Here is a 19,150-nt window from a genome sequence, read left to right as displayed (position 1 = left end):
CGGACTACGACCGTGAGAAGCTCCAGGAGCGTCTCGCCAAGCTCGCCGGCGGCGTCGCGGTGATCCGCGTCGGCGGCGCCACCGAGATCGAGGTCAAGGAGAAGAAGGACCGCGTCGAGGACGCGCTCAACGCCACCCGCGCCGCGGTGCAGGAAGGCATCGTCCCCGGCGGCGGCGTCGCGCTGCTCCGTGCCAAGAAGGCGGTGGGTCGTCTCACCAACGCCAATGCCGATGTCCAGGCCGGTATCAACATCGTGCTGAAGGCGCTGGAAGCTCCGATCCGCCAGATCGCCGAGAACGCCGGCGTTGAAGGCTCGATCGTGGTCGGCAAGATCCTGGAGAACAAGTCCGAGACCTTCGGCTTCGACGCCCAGAACGAGGACTATGTCGACATGGTCGAGAAGGGCATCATCGATCCCGCCAAGGTGGTCCGCACCGCGCTCCAGGACGCCGCCTCCGTGGCCGGCCTGCTGGTGACCACCGAGGCCATGGTCGCCGAGACCCCGAAGAAGGAAGCCGCGCCCGCGATGCCGGGCGGCGGCATGGGCGGCTTCTAAGCCCGTCCGTTCCATACCAATGTTGCGAAGGCCGCCTCCGGGCGGCCTTCTTTTTTGCCGACCCTGCCCCTCGGCTTTCCGATTCAACCGGCGGCCAAAACCAACTACGGTGTCGGCCGATTCGATTGCGCGAGGATTTCATATGCGTGCGCTTCTGGTTTGTTCGACAGCCCTTTTCGCGGTCCTGCTTGCCGCGTCACCGCATTCCACATCCGCCCAGATGAAGCTGTCGCCGAAGGCTACGGCACCTGGTGGAACGGAGACGCGGTATTTCACCTCGATCGACGGGTTGATGGACGGCAATGCCGACGTGATCCTGAAAGAAACGCGCCAGGGCAAGACGGTCACGGCGGCGGTGCTCGACGTCTGCTATCCCGTCGCGAAGAATTCCGACCGCAAAGACCGCTTCGTCGTCAATCTCCAGGTCGCGGGCCAGAACCTGACCGGCACGACGCAGAGCATCAGTGCGAAGGCGCCCGTCAGCGTCAAGCTGCTGCGCAAACAGTCCGGGGACAATTTCGAATTCCGGGGCCAGATCAGCATCGGCCAGACCGTCACCGAGGTCACCTCGCCCGACAATTCGGACCTCAGTGAAAAAGAGTTTCAGGACAACCAGACCTCCGACGACGGCATCACGCCGCAGCCGAAGGATTTCACCGACGTCTCGCCGGAAGCGATCGCGGTGAAGGTCAAGCTGGATGCCGCGACCGAGTTCCTGAAGAGCCTGAAGGGCCAGGAGGTCGAGGTGACGCTGGCGAGCCTTAACGTCGGTTGCGAGGCGCTGCGCGCCGGCGAGCAGACCATCAACATGTCGGTCGATCCTGAGCGCGCCGGCGCGCTGCTCGCAAAATTCAAGGCGACGCCGGGCGTTACAGCGGCGGGCTGGACCGCCGGCATGACCGAGATGGACCGCACCATCCGCTTTGCCGCCGCCGACTGGCGCGACGGCGACAAGACCAACCGCGACAAGCTCGCGACCACCTTGGCGGGCGTGCTGAGCAAGACGCTCGCGGCAAAGCCGGTCTCGCAAAGCTTCAACCCCGCCACCGGCAAGCTCAAGCTCGTCTTCAAGCGGCCGAACCAGGATTTCCCGGCACTCGAGCTCACCGACACCATCGAGGTCGCCGGCCTGATCTCGCCCGACAAGCCTGGTGCCACCGACAAGCTGATGCTCTGGATCGGCAGCCCCGCGACCACGACCTCCGATGAGAGCAGCGGCGCCAAGCTCAATCTCTCGGACGAAGCCGCGGCCGACGAGGAAGGCGACCAGCCCGACGACAACGGCTCGGTCGATGCGCTCACCAAGGAGCTGAAGGGCCAGCGCTGGGATGCGGACAAGTCGGTTTGGAAGTAGGCTCTCGCGCCCCGAGGGCAACGCAGCACGTCAGTGATGCGTTGCTGAGCCGGGGCCCAGGGGCCACATGCGAGATCGAGGATAGATAACAGGGTCCCGGCTCTTCGCAGCAGCGTTGCACGCTGCAGCGCGTCCGGGACACGAGACCCGATCTAATTCCCGTTGACGCGAAAGCGCAGCGGCCTGGGGCCGACCAGCGTCAGCACGTCGCCCTGGCGCTTCCAGGTCTCGACGCTGCCGAGCGCTGCGACGAGCTCGTCGTCGGCCTGCGCTCTCGCCTGTGGGCAGGACCGGTCCTGGATCTGGCCGGGGACGAAGATCACGGTGTTGCCGGCAACCGAGAACTGGCCCTTGCCGCCCTTGCACCAGAGCTCCAGCACGACCTCGCCATTGTCGCCGATCTCGATGTTCGGGATCCGCTTCGAGCCGGCCTGCGGCTGCGCCTCGAGCGTCATCTCGGTGCCAAAGGGAAAACCGTCCTCCGCGCGCGCGAGCGTGGACACCGCGAGCGTTGCAACCGCCAAACATACCATCTGCCTGAGCAAAACCATGAAACCTCTCGACCGACCTGATTTGCCGCACCTTCTATAAGACGGCGGCGTCGTTGAGAAGGTTCGCCGGCCGCGGATGCAAAAAACCCCGCAGGGTACGAAGCCCTGCGGGGTTTTGATTTGCGTCGAAGCCGAGACCTGGCCTGCTACTTCAGGACCATCGCCGTGAACGGCCAGACATAGGCCTGCAACGTCACGAACACGCCGACCAGGGAGGCCAGCACGATCGAGTGCCAGAACACGAAGCGCAGGATGGTGCCCTCGTGGCCGTACCAGTTGGTCGCGGTCGAGGCGACCACGATCGATTGCGCGTCGATCATCTTGCCCATCACGCCGCCGGACGAGTTCGCCGCCGCCATCAGGATCGGCGACAGGCCGAGCTGCTGGGAGGTGATCTTCTGGAGGTTGCCGAACAGGATGTTCGATGACGTGTCAGATCCCGTCAGCGCCACGCCCAACCAGCCGAGCAGCGTGCCGAAGAAGGGATAGAGCACGCCGGTTGCGGCAAACGCCAGACCGAGCGTCGCGTCGACGCCGGAGAGGCGCGTCAGCGTTCCGATCGCGAGCATCGCCGAGATCGTGATCAGTGAGATCGCGCACAACCGGATGGTGCGGCCATACTCGGTCACTAGCCTGCCGGGACCGACGCTCATCAGGAAGCCGGAGATGATCGCCGCGATCAGCATGCCTGTGCCGGTGAAGGACAGGTAAGTGAAGCCGAAGACCGCGCCCTCCTTCGTCGGCCCTGGCGCGACCGGCGGCATCTTGTTGATCATCTGGTGCAGTTCGGGAACGGGGTAGTTCCAGACAAAGATCGAGTTCGCCCAGGTCTTGAAGGCGCCGTTACCCCAGATCAGCATGACGATGCAGACGATGATCCACGGCAGCAGCGCATTGAACAGCTCGCTCTGCGTGAGCGGGGTTTTGTCGAGCGGCTTTGCGGTGGCCATGGTGGCGGCTGATTCATCACGGCCGCGCAGCGCCGGCGACAGCCAGAGCTGCTTCGGCTGCCACACTTTCAGGAACAGGATCAGCGCCCCCATCGAGATCAGCGACGCCCCGATGTCGACGATCCATGGATTGACGAAGTTCGAGATCACGAATTGCGGGACCGCGAACGACACGCCCGTGACGAGGATTGCGGGCCAGACGTCCTTCATTCCCTTCCAGCCCGCAAACGCCCATACCACCCAGAACGGGACGATCAGCGAGAACAGCGGCAATTGCCGCCCGACCATCGCGCCGAGGATATAGGGATCGAGCCCGGTGACCGAGGCAAGGCCCTGGATCGGCGTGCCCAGCGCGCCAAAAGCGACAGGCGCGGTGTTGGCGATCAGCGACAGGCCGGAGGCCGCGAGCGGCGAGAAGCCGAGGCCGATCAGCACGGCGCCCGTGATCGCGACCGGTGTACCGAAGCCCGAGGCGCCCTCGAAGAACGCGCCGAACGAGAACGCGATCAGCAACAGTTGCAGCCGCCGGTCCTCGGTGACTCCGCCGACCGCGCGCTTGAGCAATTCGAAGCGCCCGGTCGTCACCGTCACCTGATAGAGGAAGATGACGTTGAGGACGATCCAGCCGATCGGAAAGAAGCCGGTGACGATGCCGAGGATCGAAGCGCGGATCGACATGTTCACCGGCATGGTGAACACGAAGATCGTGATCAGGTTGGTCACGATCACGGCGACGATGGCCGCGATATGGGCCTGGACGCGACCGCTCGCGATCAGGACGAGCAGCGTGACGACAGGGATCGCCGCCGCAATCGTCGACAGCACTGGGCTGTGCAGCGGATCATAGACTTGATTCCACATGGTCTTCCTCCCCCACGCGTTTATGTGGCAGGCCAGCCTGCGTGGACGGCGAGCCTGCTTGGCGCAGTGGAGAGTGCCTTTGAACCTGAAGCGAATGCCCCTGCGAACGCAGCGGTTCCCGTCCGCTCACAAGCTCGCGAAGTCCCGGAGGCCCCCACCCCGCGCCGTTATGCCCATGCTAGGGTTGCAAGGCGCGACAAGCCAACGCAAATTGCAGAACTTGCGACTTTAGTCTAAGCGCGCCCGTTTACGCCATTGCCGCAAGCCTTTGGCTTCAGGCAAATGTGCACACCCCTCAGGAGACAGAGCTCTGTGAAGAACATCAGCGCCACGCTCGCGATCGTCTGGCGAATCGCCATTCCCTATTTCCGATCGGAGGACAAATGGGCCGGCCGCGGCCTGCTCGGCGCCGTGATCGCGATCGAGCTGGCACTGGTCGCGATCGACGTGCTGGTGAACCAGTGGCAGAACCGGTTCTACAGCGCGCTCCAGAACAACGATTGGGACGCCTTCGTCACGCAGATCTGGATCTTCATCGCGCTCGCCTTCACCTATGTCGCGCTGGCGGTCTACAAGCTGTACCTGAACCAGTGGCTCCAGATCCGCTGGCGGCAATGGCTGACCACGCATTATCTCGGCGAATGGCTCGAGGGCGCCACGCATTACCACATGCAGCTCAAGGGCGATGCGGCCGACAACCCGGACCAGCGCATCACCGAGGACGTCAAGAACTTCGTCGAGCAGACCTTGGTCATCGGGCTCGGCCTGCTCTCCTCGATCGTGACGCTGTTCTCCTTCGCGCTGATCCTCTGGGGCCTCTCCAACGCTGCGCCGCTGCACCTGTTCGGCACCGACCTGATGATTCCCGGCTATCTGTGCTGGATCGCGCTGATCTACGCGATCTTCGGCACGGCGCTGACGCACTGGATCGGCGCCCCGCTGGTCAACCTCAATTTCGAGCAGCAGCGCTATGAAGCCGACTTCCGCTTCAACCTCGTCCGGGTCCGCGAGAATTCCGAGCAGATCGCGCTGCTCAAGGGCGAAGGCGCCGAACGCGGGCGTCTGCTGGATCGCTTCAGCTTCGTGATAGGCAATTGGTACGCCATCATGGGCCGGACCAAGCGCCTCAGCGCGTTCACCAACAGTTATCAGCAGGCCGCCGTGATCTTTCCCTATGTGCTGGTGGCGCCGGCCTTCTTCGCCAAGAAGATCCAGCTCGGCGACATGATGCAGACCGCATCGGCCTTCTCGAGCGTGCAAGGCGCGCTGTCGTTCTTCGTGGTAGCCTACCGGTCGGTGGCGGAATGGCGCTCGATCGTCGCGCGTCTCGACGGCTTCGAGATGTCGGTCGATACGGCGGCAAACCTGCCGGCGCATGAGGCGACGATCGAACTCAAGGCGGCAAGCGGCGGCCGCAATATCGGGCTCGATAAGCTCTGCGTGTATCTCCCCAACGGCACCCCGCTGGTCGCAGCCGACGGCTTCGCCGTCCAGGCTTCGGAGCGCGTGCTGGTGACCGGGCCGTCCGGATCCGGCAAATCGACGCTGTTCCGCGCCATCGCCGGCATCTGGCCGTTCGGCACCGGCACCATCGTCATCCCTGCGCAGGCGAAGCTGATGATGCTGCCGCAACGCCCCTATTTCCCGGTCGGGGCGCTGGGTGACGCCGTGATCTATCCCGCAGCACCCGGCGCGTTCCAGGCGACCCGGATTCGGGACGCGGTGATCGCGGTCGGCCTGCCCGACCTCGCCGAACGGCTCAACGAGGACGGCCATTGGAACCGGATGCTGTCGCTCGGCGAGCAGCAGCGCCTGGGGCTCGCCCGCGCGCTGCTGCATGTGCCGGACTATCTGTTCCTGGACGAGGCCACGGCGTCGCTGGACGAGCCGTCCGAGGCCCGGCTGTACCGGCTGCTGGCGGAGAAGCTGCCACAGGCCACCATCGTCTCGATCGGCCACCGCTCGACCCTCGACGCCTTCCACACCCGCAAGGTGACGATGGTGAAGGATGGCGCGGTCCACGTCCTCGGCAAGGAGGACGCTTCGGCCGAGAAGGAGCCGACGGCGGCGCGCTGAGGCGAAGGAGCGGCTTGAGGGCTATCACGTTCGAGAGGACCGGTTGGCAACCTCCTCGCGGACATCGAGAGAGCATCCAACTGGGGCCTCGTCATTGCGAGGAGCCCTTGCGACGAAGCCATCCAGACTGCCTCCAGGGATGCATTTCTGGATTGCTTCGCTTCGCTCGCAATGACGGAGTGAAAGCCCAAAGCAAAAGGGCGGCAGGTTGCCCTGCCGCCCTCGAAGTCGTCTCGGGACAAAACTTACTTCAGGTTGCTCATCGCCGTCAGGTCGAAGGACAGCTTGGCAATGCCGGCCGCGCCGCACCAGTTGGAGCCAGCGCCGCCCGGATTGATCGGGGTGACGCTGGTGGTGCCGGTGGCGTTGAAGGCGCTGGTGAAGGCGTTGCAATCACCCTTGTTCAGGTCGGTGTCGGAGTAACGCAGGTCGAGCGTGAACACCTTGTAGGTGAAGCCGATGCCGATGTTCCAGGTGTTGTAGTCCTTGTAGGGGATGCCGTTGGCGAACACGGTGCCGACGCCGGTGCCGTAGAAGGCGTCCGAAGTGCCGAACCACTGGCGGCCGAACTCACCCGACACGTACATGCCGACGCCCGAGGGGCCGAACACCGTGCTGGGCGCCGTGTACTTGGCGGTCAACGAAGCGTAGTTGCCCCAAGCACCCGAATTCAGGAAGTTCGGCGAATAGTACTCGGTCGCACCGACGGTGAAGCTGTCGTTGATGGTGTAGTTCACCTTGCCGTAGGCTTCGAAGAAGCTGACGTTCTTCTTCATGACGTTGCCGTCACCGAGGAAGATCGTGGTGGTGCTGACGGGGCAGACGTTGCCGCCGGGAACGACGCCGCCGCCGACAGCGGTCACAGCGTTGTCGGCGCAGCTCCCGCCCGGATACAGGTAGCCCCAGATGCCGATGTCGAAGGCAAAGGCGCCGAAAGTCGGACGGATACCGCCGTAGATATCGACTTCAGCCGCGGCGCGGTTGGCGAAGGAGATGCTCTCCGCGGACACGCCGACATAGAGCTGGAGGTCCTTGTTGACGTTGTAGCGCGGCTCGAAATAGGCGGCGACCGACGGCTGGTGGTTCGACTGGGTCACGCCGCGGAAGATGTAGTCGCTCATGATCGCGCCGCCGAAGGCGATATCCCAGGGGTCGAACGCAACGACCGGCGGGGCCTTCTTGGCCTTCAACGCCATGTCTGCCGCGAAAGCCGAACCCGTCGTCACCATTGCCAGCGCCGTTGCCAACAAAGCTACTTTTTTCATTTCGATCCCCATCACCAGTTCTAACCCCAGTCGAATTCCCGGAAGCCCCCCGGGGTGCTCGACCTGATTGCAATTTCGTTACCGCGGCAATCTGGATTGAGGGATGCAAACCGTGAAGCAAAAAACACGGGCATTTGCCGACTTTTTAGGCGTTCTGACGATTCTACGAAAGGTTGTCAGCCTGTGTTGCTTCTCGATCACATTATTTTCACTCCAAAGTGCACAGCGGGGCCCGGGTTACTACGTAGGCCCGCGTTGCGTGGCACGCGCGCTACGAATCAGACTATCGCGAAAACCGGCGGCTGACGGGGAGCCCTGCGGCGATGCAAAAAGGCCGCAGCGTCTCCGCTGCGGCCTCGTATTATCTGTCGATCATCAGCGTCGGATTGGACCCGACCTCTAGCTGAGTTCTGGCCGGGCTTGGGCCTAGCCTTGCCCGTCCGCCGGCGTCGGTTCCGCAGAAGACGAAGGCATCGCCCAGCTGGTCTCGGCGACAGGCTCGGGAGCCGGAGCTGCCACGGGCGCTGACGGCTTCGACGCGGGAGCTGCCTTCGCCTTCTTCGGTGCCGCTTGCTTCACAGCCTTCTTGGCGGCCTTCTTCGGTGCAGCCTGCTTGACAGCCTTCTTGGCCGCAGCCTTTTTGGCCGACTTCTTCGCAGCCTTCTTCGGGGCGGCCTTCGATTTTTTAGCAGACTTCTTCGCGGATTTCTTGGCTGCCTTCTTGGCGGTCTTCTTTGCCGCTACAACCTTCTTGGCCTTTTTGGCCTTCTTGCTTTTCTTCTTCTTTGCTTTCGCCATCGTGGTCCTCCTGTTGCCGCCAAACAATGGTCGATCGGGCGTCTTCAGCCGTCACCGCGGGCGAAGACTCAGCTCGAGGCACTCAATGCCGGCCGCGCCCCGCCCGTAGCCCAATCGAGAAGCTCAATCGTGTGTACGACCGGAACTGACGTGCCACTGGCAATCTGCACCATGCAGCCGATATTGCCCGCGGCAATCATGTCCGGCTTGACGCTCGCGATGTTGGCGACCTTGCGATCGCGCAACCTGCCCGCAAGCTCGGGCTGGAGAATGTTGTAGGTCCCCGCCGAACCGCAACACAAATGGCTCTCCGGGACATCTTTCACCACGAATCCATTCTTGGAAAGCAATTCTTTCGGAAGGCCCGTGATTTTCTGTCCGTGCTGCAACGAACATGCGGAGTGATAGGCGACGACGATGTTGTCTTGCCGTGCGACCTGCTCCAATCCGAGACCGGCGACGTATTCGGTGATGTCCTTCGCAAGCGCGGACACCTTCGCTGCATCGTCAGCGAGCGCGGTGTCCTCGCGCAGCAGGTAGCCGTAGTCCTTGATCACTGTGCCGCAGCCGGACGCCGTCACCAGGATGGCGTCGAGCCCCTCGCCTGCGGCCTCCTTCTGCCACGCAGCGACATTGGCGCGAGCCCGCGCCAGCGCATCCCGGTCGTTGCCGAGGTGATGGGTCAGCGCGCCGCAGCACTGCTCGTCCCGGACCAGGACGACCTCGATGCCGTGGCGGGTGAGAAGACTGATGGCGGCCTGGTTGATGCGCGGCGCCAGCACCTGCTGGGCGCAGCCCTGAAGCAGCGCGACCCGGCCGCGCTTCTTGCCCAGCGCTGCGAACACGCTGCCTGGGAGGGCGCCGGGCGGCGGCAGCCGGTTAGGAGCCAGCGCCAGCATCGCCTTGAGGCGCAGGATCAGGCCAGGCGTCGCCGAGGGCCGCGGCGTCGGCAGGAGCACGGCGAGCGGGCGGGCCAGCCGCGCCAGCCACATGCTGATGCGAAAGCGCTGCGGGTCCGGCAGGACGAAGGCCAATACCTGACGCAGCAGCCGCTCGGTGAGCGGGCGCCGATAGCGCTGCTCGATCCTGACCCGGGCCTGGTCGACGAGGTGCATGTAGTTCACCCCGGAGGGGCAGGTCGTCATGCAGGACAGGCACGACAGGCAGCGGTCGACATGCTTGACCACCTCCGCCGTCGGGGTCTGGTCCTTCTCCAGCATCTCCTTGATCAGGTAGATGCGGCCGCGCGGGCTATCGAGCTCGTCGCCGAGCAGCACATAGGTCGGACAGGTTGCGGTGCAGAAGCCGCAATGAACGCAGGCGCGCAGGATCTTGTCGGCTTCCGCGATATCGGGGTCGGCGAGCTGCGCCAGTGAGAACTCGGTCTTCATTCAGCAAGTGCCCCGCGTCAGCCGTCCACGGTTCAAGATGGTCTTCGGATCGAAGCTGGCGCGGACCCGATCACTCAGCGCGGCAACGCCCGGCGCCTGCGGATGGAACACGTCCACCGTCCGCCTGACATCCTCGGCCGCACGGATCAGCGTGGCGTGGCCGCCAATGGCGTTGGCGCCGGCACGCACGGCCGGGGCATGCGCATCGCCCTTCGGCGGCAGCGCCGCCCAGATCAGACCGCCGCCCCAGTCGTAGATCACGTCGCCGCCGGTCTCCCTCGCCAATTGCGTGCCGAGCGCGGCGCCTGAGGCCGGCGGGCAGACGATCCGCCAGACCGGCCAGGCCCCAAGCGCGCCGCTGGCGGCAAAGGGCAGCACATCGCGTATCGCGGCCCACAATGCCGACGACGCCACGTCCTCGATCAGCGTCGCGGTTCCGAACGGTGCCAGCAATTCGCGGAGCGAGCCGGCACGATGCGCGGCCGAGGCCGTGATGCCCTCGAGCCGCAACATGGTCAGCGCTTCGCCCTGGCCTGCGATATCGCCCAGCCCTTCCGTCTTGGCACGGAACGCCGATTTCGGCAGATGCGCGGCGGCGGAGACATCGTAGGGCGAGCCGAGCGCCGCGGTCATGGCCTTGTTGGCCGCGGCATCGTCGAGCCCGCGCAGCAGCAGCGTCCGCTCGGCTTCAGGCTTCGGCATCACCTTCAGCGTGACCTCGGTCATGACCGACAGCGTGCCCCAGGACCCCGCCAGCAGCTTGCAGAGGTCGTAGCCGGTGACGTTCTTCACCACCTTGCCGCCGGTCTTGAAGCTGTCGCCAAAGCCCGAGACGGCGTGCGCCCCGAGCAGGTGGTCGCGCGCCCCGCCCGCCTTGATCCGCCGTGGACCGGCCAGGCCAGCCGCGATCATGCCACCGATGGTGCCGAGTGCCGGCGTGCCGAGCAGCGGCGCGGTGTTCATCGGCTCGAAGGCGAATTGCTGGTTCTTGGCGTCGATCAGCGACAGCACGTCGGCCAGCGGCGCGCCGGCCTGGAGCGTGACGATCAGCTCGTTCGGCTCGTAGGAGGTGACGGCATTGAGCGCGGAGACGTCGAGCACGGCATTGGTCGCCATCGCGTGACCAATGCTGCGCTTGCTGCCATGACCGATGACCTCGAGCGGCTGCTCATTGGCAATCGCCGCGCGCACCACCTCTTCGACGTCTTTGGCGTCTCTGACCCTGAGCGTATCCACGCGTCTAGCGGGTAACGAAATTCGCCGCCAAAATCAAATGCGGCGTGACGCCGGCGACCACCGCCCGCACGTCAGGGATCCGCCACGGGGCCATATCGACGCTTCGATCCCAATCGAAACGTTCACGACATCGACACTTCGATCGCCGGCGAACCAAAGCCGGCAGGCCATCGCTACAAATCAGTGCCGATCGCGATCGAGACCAACCGATGGAGATGGACATCATGAACCACTATGCCACGCAAAAATCGCTCAGCGACGCTGTCGACGGCGGCGGTCTGCTCGTCGTCGCGCAATGGGAGGCCAAGCCCGGCGAGGCCGACAAGATCGCAGGGATCCTCGACCGCTTCCTGCCGGAGGCGCAGCGCGAGGACGGCGTCAAGCTGTTCCTGATCTCGCGCGCCAGGGACAATCCGGCCCAGTTCCTGTTCTACGAGCTGTTCCGCGACGAGGCAGCCTTCAAGGCGCATCAGGAGAGCGCGCATTTCAAGACCTATATCGTCGGTGAAGCCCTGCCGCTGCTGGCGAAGCGCGAGCGGGCGCAATACGGGCTGCTATAGCCTGTTTGCACGCCACGGTTCAAACCGGACCGCGGCGTGCGCCGTCAGATGATCGCGCGCAGCGGCGACTTGCGCAGGATCAACGCCGAGACGGCCAGGCTGCCTATCGCGGCCAGCATGGTCAGCAGCAGCGCCTTCGTGAGGGCAAAGAGCGGCAGTCCGTGCAGGAGCAGGGCGAAGCCGATCAGGATCGGCGGATGGATCAGGTAGACGCCGAAGGCGTTGTCCGAGAGCCATTTCGCGACCGGGCCCTGCGTGTCGAAATGGCGACGGTAGACGGCCAGCATCAACAGACCCATGCCAAGGCAAACCAGCGCCTCCCACAAACACTTCCCGGCACTGATGAGGTTGAAGCCGCCTGCATAGAGCGCCGTGTCGCCGCTCAGACCGCCCCCGAACAGCACGATCGCCGCAAACAGCGGTGCGGAGAGCAACAGCGCGAGCAGTCCCCACCCAATGCAGGAGCGCTCGGCGATCCCGAGCATCCAATTGCCGCGATAGCCGAAGCTGCCAGCTGCGAACATGAGAACATATTGCGGAATGTCGCCGGGATGGACGTTGAGCACCGAGGCATCGGCATGGATCGCGATGCGAACCGCAAAGGTGGCCGCCGCCATAGCCGCAATGAACAGGACAATTCCCGTGCCGCGCAGCGCGAGCTGCGGCTCGCGCCATCCGGTCCGGCGGATCAGGCCATAGAGCAGCGAGACCAGTAGCAGCACCGCGCAGAACCACATCGGTCCCGTCTCTGAGAGCCACTCGCCGTCTTTCAAATGGATCAGCCATTGATGGCCGAAACCGCCTCTGCCCCAGGTCCAGGACAGAAAATACTGCGTCAGCGGCCCGATCACCAACATGTAGACCAAGGTCGGCAGACCGAGCCGGATCAGCCGCTCACGCGCAAACTGCGAAAATCCTTTGCGATCGCAGGCGCCGGCCGCGAAATAGCCGGCGATGAAGAACAGCGCCGCCATGAAGAAGGCCTGGAGGAAGCTTTGATAGACGCCGAAGAACACGGCCGTGCCAAAGCCGGTCTCCTGCCGGTCGACATAGTACCAATTGCCGAACGGAGAGTAGGTGTCGGCGGCATGCATGCTCAGCACGAGGATGATCATGCTCCAGCGGATGTTGTCGATGAAGAGCAGGCGCGACTTCGCCGCCGGCCTGGCCGGTGCTGCCTCCCTGGCACTGATCAGCACGTCCGCCATGTCGCCACAAAGCCGGATGGCCGTCAGAACCGCGGAATATCCGGAAACGCCACCTTCCCGGCATGCACATGCATGCGGCCGAGCTCGGCGCAGCGGTGCAGGGTCGGAAACACTTTCCCGGGATTGAGCAGGCCCTGCGCGTCGAAGGCGCATTTCAGCCGCTGCTGCTGGTTGAGGTCGATCTCGGTGAACATCTCCGGCATCAGATCGCGCTTCTCGATGCCGACGCCGTGCTCGCCGGTCAGCACCCCGCCGAACTCGACGCAGGCACGCAGGATGTCGGCGCCGAAGGCCTCGGCGCGCTCGATCTCGCCGGGCTTGTTGGCGTCGTAGAGGATGAGGGGATGCAGGTTGCCGTCGCCGGCATGGAACACATTGGCGCAGCCGAGCTGGTATTTTTCCGAGAGCTCGCGGATACGTGCGAGCGCCTTCGGCAGCGCGCCGCGGGGAATCGTGCCGTCCATGCAGAGATAATCGGGCGAGATGCGCCCCACCGCGGGGAACGCAGCTTTCCGGCCAGCCCAGAACAAATTGCGCTCGGCCTCCGAGGTCGAGATCTGGCAGGTGGTCGAGCCGCAGCCATTGGCAATCGTCTCGACGCGACTGATCAGCTCGTCGACCTCGATCTTGGGACCGTCGAGCTCGATGATGAGCAGCGCCTCGACATCGAGCGGATAGCCAGCATGGACGAAAGCCTCCGCGGCGTGGATCGCGGGCTTGTCCATCATCTCCATGCCGCCAGGGATGATGCCGGCGCCGATGATGCGCGCCACGCATTCGCCGGCCGCCTCGACCTGTGCGAAGCCGACCATCAGCGCGCGTGCCGTCTCGGGCTTCTGCAGGATGCGCACCGTGATCTCGGTGATGACGCCAAGCAGCCCTTCCGAGCCGGTGATGACGCCCATCAAGTCGTAGCCTGAATTTTCCGCCGATTTGCCGCCGATGCGCAAAATCTCGCCGCTCATCAGGACGATCTCGCAACCCAGCACATTGTTGGTTGTCATGCCGTATTTCAGGCAATGCACGCCGCCGGAATTTTCCGCGACATTGCCGCCGATCGAACAGGCGATCTGCGAGGACGGATCGGGCGCGTAGTAGAAGCCGGCATGCGCAACTGCCTGGCTGATGGCGAGATTGGTGACGCCGGGCTCCGTGACGACGACGCGGTTGTCAAAGTCGATCTCGCGGATGCGCTTGAACTTGCCGAGGCCGAGCAGCACGCCGTCCTCCAGCGGCAGCGCACCGCCGGACAACGATGTGCCGGAGCCGCGCGGCACCACCTTGATGCCGTGCGCGGCACAATATTTCAGGACGAGCGAGACCTGCTCGGTCGTGTCGGGCAGCACCACGACCATCGGGGGCTGGCGATAGGCCGTCAGCCCGTCGGATTCATAGGCCCGCATCTCGGCAAGCGTATCGATCACGCCTTCGCCGGATACGATTGCGCGCAATGCAGCAATGATCTCAGCGCGGCGCGCAAGCACCGCCTGGTCGCTCGCAGGCATCATGATGGCCATGATATATCCTTCCGACTCGTCGCCCACGATCAAATTTGTCGCGGCAAATCAACCACGTCCACGGTGGTTTGGGTAGGCCATCCGAAAGTCGGAACGGCGATCTCTGGCGAGTTCGCTCTGGGACAAGTAGGAAATGGTGAAACCTGTCATGGTTTCGTGGCTTGTCCAAGCCAAGCGGGCCTGCCAAAACCGGCAAGTCCGGAGATCGCCGACCAGGCAAGAGACTGACCAGGCTAGACCCACCAGGGAAGAGACGAAGAGCAACCTATGAAAAAACTGACTTTTGGCGCGCTGATGATCCTCACCGTCACTGCCACAGCATCCGCCGCGATGGCGCAGGATGCCGCGGCCGGCAAATCGTCGTTCAACAAATGCCTGGCCTGCCACGCGATCGGCGAAGGCGCCAAGAACAAGGTCGGCCCCGAGCTCAACGGCCTCGACGGCCGCAAGTCCGGTACCGCGCCGGATTACAATTATTCGGATGCTAACAAGAATTCCGGCATCACCTGGAACGAGGCGCAGTTCAAGGAATACATCAAGGACCCCAAGGCCAAGATCCCCGGCACCAAGATGGCGTTCGCGGGCATCAAGAACGAGAACGAGATCAACAATCTCTGGAGCTACGTCTCCCAGTTCGACAAGGACGGGAAGATCAAGCAGTAAGCGCGCGAACGGCGGCCGCCCGAGCTTCGATTCCGATGGAGTCAGAACCGAAGCTCGGGCTCTTGTCTTGACGCGTATTCTTCACGCGAACCGGTACCCACTTCGCTCGAAAACGCTAATCGGCGGCCGCCTGCGCCGGGACGATCTTCCCGATCATCGTCTCGACCTCCGTCTTCACGAGATCCGGCACCGCGTTCTGCACCATGTGGCCGAGATCGGGCAGCACGATCAGCTTTGCATTCGGCACCTCAGCGGCGAACGGGCGCGCGTGGATGTTGGTCTTCACCGTCTTGTCGGGCTCGCCGGCGATGATCGTGACGGGCACCTTGATCTCGCCGTAGCGCGCGGCTTGTGCTGCCACCGACGCCTTCAGCGTCACCAGATCATAGGCATTGGCGATGAACTCGCGCGGGCGCAGCAATAGCGGCGTCGCGGAGTCCTGCAAGAAACCGTCCGGCATGGTCTGCGGCAGGAAGACGTTGCGTGCGCCGGCTTCGGCAACGAAATACCCGAGCGGCAGCGTGACGGTATAGGCGAGCAGCGGGCCAATCACGGGCGTCGCGATGATCTCGTTGTAGCGGCCGACGCCGCCGCGCCAGGGATGGGTGACGGGCGCGAGCATCACGAGGCCGGCGACGCGGCGGGGATGATCGAGCGCCAGCCGCGCGCCGAGCGCGCCGCTCCAGGAATGCACGACGAAGACCGCGCGATCGATCCCGAGCTTGCCGAGCGCCTCGTCGATCATCCGCGCCTGGATCTCGGGCGTGGAATCCACTCTCCGCGCGCGCGTGCTCCAGCCGTGGCCGGGACGGTCGAACAGGACGACGCGATGCTCCTTGGCGAGGAGTTCGCCAAGCGGGCGCCGCATCACTTCGAGATTGGAGCTCGCGCCATGCAGCATCACGATCGGCAAACCAGCCTCAGGCGGGCCGATGTCGACGACGTGAAGGGTCGCGCCATCAACCTCGATCATCCGGCCCGGGGGCGGAAAGGCGCGTTGCACGGCGACGATTCCGGCTTGCGTGACCAGCGCCAGCAGAACCAGCGCCGTGACGACTAACATCACGATCATGGAAAGAGTCCGGGCAATCCAGGGCACATCGCAGCTACGGGTCTGGCGGCCGGCAGTTTCGCTCCGCAGGCTACTGAAAACGCCGGGGCTGTGGATATGTGCATAATCCAGATCCGTAAAAACGCAATGAAATCAACGACACCCCTTGGCGGCACACAAGCCTCGAACCAGCTTCATGCGGCCGTCATCGCACCTTCCTTATAATCGCCACGGTCGGTTCCGCCATCTAGGCGCGGGTGGGCGCCGATCATCCTCGCAATCCACAGGAACGCAGGAAAGACCGGCAGATTGTCCTGGTTTGAACCGGAGGATTTTCGATGAGCCATAGATCGAACGACAACAGCGCGATCGACGAGATCGTCGCAAGGTGCAGCGGTGACCTTCAAGGCGCCGTGCGGGCGCTGCTCCTGATCAACGAGCATCTCGAGGCGGAGCTTGCAAAGGCTTACGCTGCGGCCGCCGATCAGGGCCTCACTGAGCGCGGCAGCAGCGTCCTGCACTAGATTGGTATCGGCCTAGTTCGTGCTGTCCTCGGCCTTTGCCTCGTCGGGGGTCGGCGCAGGACAGGCGCGGATGGTCGAGCGGGCAAGCTTGGCATCAGCCTTGGACTTGTAGGGGCCGTCGCCGAACCAGATGTCGCCGTCGATCACGGGATTGCTGGTCACGATGTTGCACTTGCCGGTGGCGCGGTTGCCGACCACCCAGAACAGGCCGTCAGCGAGGCTCACCGTTCCCGATGCGAGCAGCAGTACCCCTGCAAAGATCAAACGCTTCATGGCTTTTGCTCCTGCCATGCAGGTAGGCCTGCGGCAGCGCCGGCAATAGTCCTCATGACGCCGCGCTTCCGATCGTGGTTAATCCGCGGGCGCCGCATTCACTCAAGAAATGATCGAGTTGCGCTTTATTTTTTGAGCACGATCTTTTCGGAAAACCGCTTCACACTTTGCGCTAGCGCGGCCTTTCGCGTCCGGATCGTGCTCTAGATGTCGCGTCCCTCGACCTTCTCGGTCAGGGACTTGACCTGGTCGGGGATCTTGTCGAGGTGCGGATTGACGGCGAGCGCCTTGCGGTAGGCCTCGAGCGCACGCTTCTCGTCACCGACCTCCTGCATGATCATGCCGAGACCTGCGAGCGCGCCGAAATGACGGGGCTCGCGGATCAGCACCTCGCGGATGTCGGCAAGCGAGCGGGCGTAGTCATTCTGCATGTAGTAGAGCGTGGCGCGCCGGTTCCAGGCTTCGATGTAATCGGGCCTGAGCTTGATGACGGAATCCAGCAGCTTGATCGCGATTTCGATCTTCTTGGCGTCGACCGCGGTCTTGGCCCGCGCCATCAACAGCGATGCGGTGTCGCTTGGGGTCTGGATCCAGATCGCCCAGATCCGCGCCTCGACATGCTTGGCGCTGGCCTCGTCAGGGGCGGCCTTCAGTGCGCCGAACAGGAAATCGAGATTCTTGGTCCGGTCGACCTTGGGCAGTTTGGCCGGCGCTTCGGGGAGCTTCTTCTGCTCCTTGCCGGGAGGAGCCGGCAGAACGTTCTGCCCCAGGGCGGGAGCGAGGCCAGCTGCTCCCACAACGAGGGCCAGACAAACGGTACGCGCGAAAGGGAATCTCACTGCCATGGGCGAAGTCTAAACGCGTAAAGCCGCCCTTGCATAGCAGGGGCGGCGTCAAACTCGTGTGAAACCGTGGTCTTGCGGGGCGCGCGAAGGCAGCCGCGAGGGCGAAATCAGCCGCTCAGGTCAGCCTTGGCGAGCCTTGAAGCGGCGCTGCACCTTGTTGATCACATAGACCCGGCCCTTGCGGCGGACCAGGCGGTTGGCGCGATGGCGACCGCGCAGCGACTTCAACGAGTTACGGACCTTCATGGCAGAATCCTGAACGTTCGAAAGGCCGTGTTCGGCACACCCGTTTCGGCACGCGCGAATGTGGCAAAATGAGATTTTTCCCGCTGGCGGAAGACCGCCCGGGATGGGGCGGTTCTTAAGGCATGGCGGGAGGTCATGTCAATGTTAACTGCCCGGTTCCGAACCGGCAAATGTGCGAAATCAACCCCATGCACAGTAGAAACGGCCGGATCGGCCTGATCCTCGCGCCTGCGGACAAGCCCAGCAAAGACTTTGGCCGGCTGCGGTTTCGCCTTCGGGGGCGCTTGCCAAGTTCGTTATATCATATAATCAATTTGACAACAGATCGGGAGGAAACCAATGCCGAAGATGAAGCTGCCTGACATCGACAATGTCGTCGCCATCGACATCCACACCCATGCCGAGGAGCCCTGCGGCACCCATCCCGACGACGGCTATGACGATTTCCAGGCGCAGATGGCGGACTATTTCAAGTCGCCGCACAAGCATCCGCCGACCGTCCCGGAGACCGCGGCCTACTACCGCTCCAAGAACATCGCCGCCGTGATCTTCCCGGTCGATGCCGAGCGCGAGACCGGCTTCCGCCGCTACAAGAACGAGGAGATGCTGGAGATCGCCTCCGACCATCTCGACGTCCTCATCCCCTTCGTCTCGATCGACCCGCACAAGGGCAAGCTCGGGGTCCGCGAGGCGCGCAAGCTGATCGAGGAATACGGCGTCCGCGGCTTCAAATTCCACCCGACCATGCAGGGCTTCTACGCCAACGACCGCATGGCCTATCCGCTGTACGAAGAGATCAACAATGGCGGCGCGATCGCGCTGTTCCACACCGGCCAGACCGGCGTCGGCTCGGGCATGCCCGGCGGCATGGGCATGCGGCTGAAATATTCCAACCCGATGTACATGGACGACGTCGCGGCCGACTTCCCAGACCTCAAGATCATCCTCGCGCATCCCTCCTTCCCCTGGCAGGAGGAGGCGCTGTCGGTCGCGACCCACAAGCCGAACGTCTATATCGACCTCTCGGGCTGGTCGCCGAAGTACTTCCCGCCGATCCTGGTGCGCTACATCAACTCGATCCTGCAGGACAAGATGCTGTTCGGCTCGGACTGGCCGGTGATCACGCCGGACCGCTGGCTGTCGGACTTCGCCAAGATCGAGATCCGCGACGAGATCCGGCCGAAGGTGCTGAAGGCGAACGCAAGGAAGCTGTTGGGGATCTAA

The 19,150-nt window shown here is 63.8% G+C and carries 19 protein-coding genes; 7 read left to right on the top strand and 12 right to left on the bottom strand.

What is annotated here, in order from left to right; translation table 11 throughout:
* Nucleotides 1-557: TCP-1/cpn60 chaperonin family protein (locus tag IVB29_RS04895; protein ID WP_276576841.1), on the top strand; the 557-nt coding region annotated here is incomplete at its 5' end.
* A 142-nt stretch (nt 558-699) separates the two neighbouring features.
* Complete coding sequence (locus tag IVB29_RS04890) at nt 700-1,911, top strand: hypothetical protein (RefSeq protein ID WP_247502247.1); 1,212 nt, start codon at nt 700-702, stop codon at nt 1,909-1,911.
* Nucleotides 1,912-2,063: 152 nt separating this feature from the next.
* Here the strand turns inward: IVB29_RS04890 and IVB29_RS04885 are convergent, their stop codons facing one another.
* On the bottom strand, nt 2,064-2,462 hold the full coding sequence (locus IVB29_RS04885) for an META domain-containing protein (protein ID WP_247502246.1): 399 nt from the start codon (nt 2,460-2,462) through the stop codon (nt 2,064-2,066).
* A 146-nt stretch (nt 2,463-2,608) separates the two neighbouring features.
* A complete protein-coding gene (locus IVB29_RS04880) occupies nt 2,609-4,273 on the bottom strand; it encodes an L-lactate permease (protein WP_247502245.1) in 1,665 nt (554 codons plus the stop codon).
* Nucleotides 4,274-4,585: 312 nt separating this feature from the next.
* Here IVB29_RS04880 and IVB29_RS04875 point away from each other — a divergent pair, with 312 nt between their 5' ends.
* A complete protein-coding gene (locus tag IVB29_RS04875) occupies nt 4,586-6,349 on the top strand; it encodes an ABC transporter ATP-binding protein/permease (protein ID WP_247502244.1) in 1,764 nt (587 codons plus the stop codon).
* Nucleotides 6,350-6,594: 245 nt separating this feature from the next.
* On the opposite strand, the gene IVB29_RS04870 is transcribed toward IVB29_RS04875, so the two are convergent.
* From IVB29_RS04870 to IVB29_RS04855, 4 genes are all read right to left on the bottom strand, one after another.
* Nucleotides 6,595-7,614: a TorF family putative porin gene (locus IVB29_RS04870; RefSeq protein ID WP_247502243.1), complete on the bottom strand. Its 1,020-nt coding sequence runs from the start codon at nt 7,612-7,614 to the stop codon at nt 6,595-6,597.
* 426 nt (nt 7,615-8,040) lie between these two features.
* Nucleotides 8,041-8,412 carry a histone gene (locus IVB29_RS04865; RefSeq protein ID WP_247502242.1) on the bottom strand — a complete coding sequence of 124 codons (372 nt, stop codon included), beginning with the start codon at nt 8,410-8,412 and terminating at the stop codon, nt 8,041-8,043.
* Nucleotides 8,413-8,480: 68 nt separating this feature from the next.
* Nucleotides 8,481-9,803: a glycolate oxidase subunit GlcF gene (gene glcF, locus IVB29_RS04860; RefSeq protein ID WP_247502241.1), complete on the bottom strand. Its 1,323-nt coding sequence runs from the start codon at nt 9,801-9,803 to the stop codon at nt 8,481-8,483.
* Nucleotides 9,804-11,039, bottom strand: coding sequence for an FAD-binding protein (locus tag IVB29_RS04855; RefSeq protein WP_247502240.1), 1,236 nt, complete (start codon nt 11,037-11,039; stop codon nt 9,804-9,806).
* Nucleotides 11,040-11,263: 224 nt separating this feature from the next.
* On the opposite strand from IVB29_RS04855, the gene IVB29_RS04850 reads away from it, so the two are divergent.
* The gene (locus IVB29_RS04850) at nt 11,264-11,599 is read left to right on the top strand and encodes an antibiotic biosynthesis monooxygenase family protein (protein WP_247502239.1); all 336 of its coding nucleotides are present in this window, start codon (nt 11,264-11,266) and stop codon (nt 11,597-11,599) included.
* Between the two features lie 44 nt (nt 11,600-11,643).
* Here the strand turns inward: IVB29_RS04850 and IVB29_RS04845 are convergent, their stop codons facing one another.
* Nucleotides 11,644-12,807, bottom strand: a complete 1,164-nt coding sequence (locus IVB29_RS04845; RefSeq protein WP_247502238.1) for an acyltransferase — start codon at nt 12,805-12,807, stop codon at nt 11,644-11,646.
* Between the two features lie 23 nt (nt 12,808-12,830).
* Nucleotides 12,831-14,324 (bottom strand): FAD-linked oxidase C-terminal domain-containing protein, encoded by a 1,494-nt coding sequence (locus IVB29_RS04840; protein ID WP_247502237.1) that lies wholly within the window; start codon nt 14,322-14,324, stop codon nt 12,831-12,833.
* A 267-nt stretch (nt 14,325-14,591) separates the two neighbouring features.
* Between IVB29_RS04840 and cycA the strand changes: the two genes are divergently transcribed.
* Nucleotides 14,592-14,987 carry a cytochrome c-550 CycA gene (cycA, locus tag IVB29_RS04835; protein ID WP_247502236.1) on the top strand — a complete coding sequence of 132 codons (396 nt, stop codon included), beginning with the start codon at nt 14,592-14,594 and terminating at the stop codon, nt 14,985-14,987.
* Between the two features lie 115 nt (nt 14,988-15,102).
* On the opposite strand, the gene IVB29_RS04830 is transcribed toward cycA, so the two are convergent.
* Nucleotides 15,103-16,059: an alpha/beta hydrolase gene (locus tag IVB29_RS04830; RefSeq protein ID WP_247502235.1), complete on the bottom strand. Its 957-nt coding sequence runs from the start codon at nt 16,057-16,059 to the stop codon at nt 15,103-15,105.
* A 317-nt stretch (nt 16,060-16,376) separates the two neighbouring features.
* Here IVB29_RS04830 and IVB29_RS04825 point away from each other — a divergent pair, with 317 nt between their 5' ends.
* Complete coding sequence (locus IVB29_RS04825; RefSeq protein ID WP_247502234.1) at nt 16,377-16,562, top strand: hypothetical protein; 186 nt, start codon at nt 16,377-16,379, stop codon at nt 16,560-16,562.
* Between the two features lie 12 nt (nt 16,563-16,574).
* On the opposite strand, the gene IVB29_RS04820 is transcribed toward IVB29_RS04825, so the two are convergent.
* From IVB29_RS04820 to ykgO, 3 genes are all read right to left on the bottom strand, one after another.
* Complete coding sequence (locus IVB29_RS04820) at nt 16,575-16,835, bottom strand: hypothetical protein (RefSeq protein ID WP_247502233.1); 261 nt, start codon at nt 16,833-16,835, stop codon at nt 16,575-16,577.
* Between the two features lie 203 nt (nt 16,836-17,038).
* The gene (locus IVB29_RS04815) at nt 17,039-17,680 is read right to left on the bottom strand and encodes a tetratricopeptide repeat protein (protein ID WP_247502232.1); all 642 of its coding nucleotides are present in this window, start codon (nt 17,678-17,680) and stop codon (nt 17,039-17,041) included.
* A gap of 120 nt (nt 17,681-17,800) precedes the next feature.
* Nucleotides 17,801-17,926, bottom strand: coding sequence for a type B 50S ribosomal protein L36 (gene ykgO / locus IVB29_RS04810; RefSeq protein WP_006611362.1), 126 nt, complete (start codon nt 17,924-17,926; stop codon nt 17,801-17,803).
* Nucleotides 17,927-18,265: 339 nt separating this feature from the next.
* Between ykgO and IVB29_RS04805 the strand changes: the two genes are divergently transcribed.
* Nucleotides 18,266-19,150: an amidohydrolase family protein gene (locus IVB29_RS04805; protein ID WP_247502231.1), complete on the top strand. Its 885-nt coding sequence runs from the start codon at nt 18,266-18,268 to the stop codon at nt 19,148-19,150.

This window comes from Bradyrhizobium sp. 1 (assembly GCF_023073315.1).
Lineage (GTDB): Bacteria > Pseudomonadota > Alphaproteobacteria > Rhizobiales > Xanthobacteraceae > Bradyrhizobium.
Note: the sequence above shows the minus strand (reverse complement) of the source record. Positions and strands in the feature narration are given on the sequence as shown.